The sequence below is a fragment of the Psittacicella gerlachiana genome (assembly GCF_003585965.1).
GTDB lineage: Bacteria > Pseudomonadota > Gammaproteobacteria > Enterobacterales > Psittacicellaceae > Psittacicella > Psittacicella gerlachiana.
Genome location: NZ_NRJF01000207.1, coordinates 1 through 1,230, shown reverse-complemented (window position 1 = coordinate 1,230; position 1,230 = coordinate 1). Strand labels below are relative to the sequence as shown.

Sequence of the window (1,230 nt, the reverse complement as noted above, 5' to 3'; positions counted from 1 at the left end):
GATTAAAACTAAAATATTTACAAGTAGAGAAAAGCCCATAGCTGCATATAAATAGCTTTTATCGAAGTGAATATGTAGACCTTCAACAACAAGAACGATCCCAACAACGATTAGGAAAGTTAAAGCTAAGATTTTAAGTGATGGGTATTTATCTACAACTCTTACAATAAAGTTTGCAAAAATCATCATAAATAAGATAGCAATAACCACTGCAAGAATCATAACAGTTAAGTGTTGTGCTAGACCTATTGCGGTAATCACAGAGTCTAGAGAGAATACGGCATCCATAATTAAAATTTGGATAATTACCGAAGTAAAACTTGCATAAGTTCTTTCACCCTCATGCTCATCGTCAGGTGAATCATTCATAAATTCAATAAGCTCTACTGTAGCTTTATAAATTAAAAATAATCCTCCTATAAGAAGAACTATGTCTCTGCTTGTTACTGCAAAATCACCAATATGAAATAAAGGTTTGATTAAATGACTTAACCAAGCAAGAGTGAAAAGAAGAAGTATCCGGACAAGCATTGCCGCAGATAAGCCAATAATTTGTGCCTTTCTTCTAACTTTTTCAGGTAACTTATTGACAAGAACCGCAATTACAACAACATTATCAATACCTAATATAATTTCTAATATTGTTAAGGTTAATAAAGAAAGGTAAAATTCTGGAGTTAGTAATAAATCAAACATTATGTTAGATAAAATATTTTAAATATCAAAAGGAGTTCGAACTCGAACTCCTTTGCCAAAAATTAGTATAAACGGTTGTGACGTGAATTTTCACGAGCAACACGTTTTGCGTTACGTTTTTTAGCAGTCGCTTTTAAACGTTTACGAATAGTTGCTGGTTTTTCGTAGAATTCACGGTTACGAACTTCTGCTAAAATACCTGCTTTTTCGCAGCTACGTTTGAAACGACGTAAAGCAACGTCAAATGATTCATTTTCACGAACTTTAATTACTGGCATGCGCCACACCTCGTTAGTATTTAACTTATATTAATATGAATATAATTGTTATACAATTATAAAACTTGTTTAATGTTTTTAAAGATATAGAGGCTTAGTTCCAAAGTTTATTTCAATAAAATATATATTCCTGACTATTATAACAAAAAGGGAAGAAAAAATCAAAATTTTCTTAGCTGTTTTTTAGATTGTTAAAATCATGCAAGTTAAAAATAAACTTACCACCATCAATCTTTTGTAATTTTTCATTGATATG

2 protein-coding genes are annotated in these 1,230 nt (G+C 30.6%); both read right to left on the bottom strand.

Going from position 1 to position 1,230, the window contains the following annotated elements; genetic code table 11:
• On the bottom strand, positions 1 to 696 hold a 696-nt coding region (locus tag CKF59_RS06650), incomplete at its 3' end, for a TerC family protein (protein WP_147397141.1).
• 62 nt (positions 697 to 758) lie between these two features.
• Positions 759 to 974, bottom strand: a complete 216-nt coding sequence (gene rpsU / locus CKF59_RS06645) for a 30S ribosomal protein S21 (RefSeq protein ID WP_119525760.1) — start codon at positions 972 to 974, stop codon at positions 759 to 761.
• Positions 975 to 1,230 lie beyond the last annotated feature (256 nt).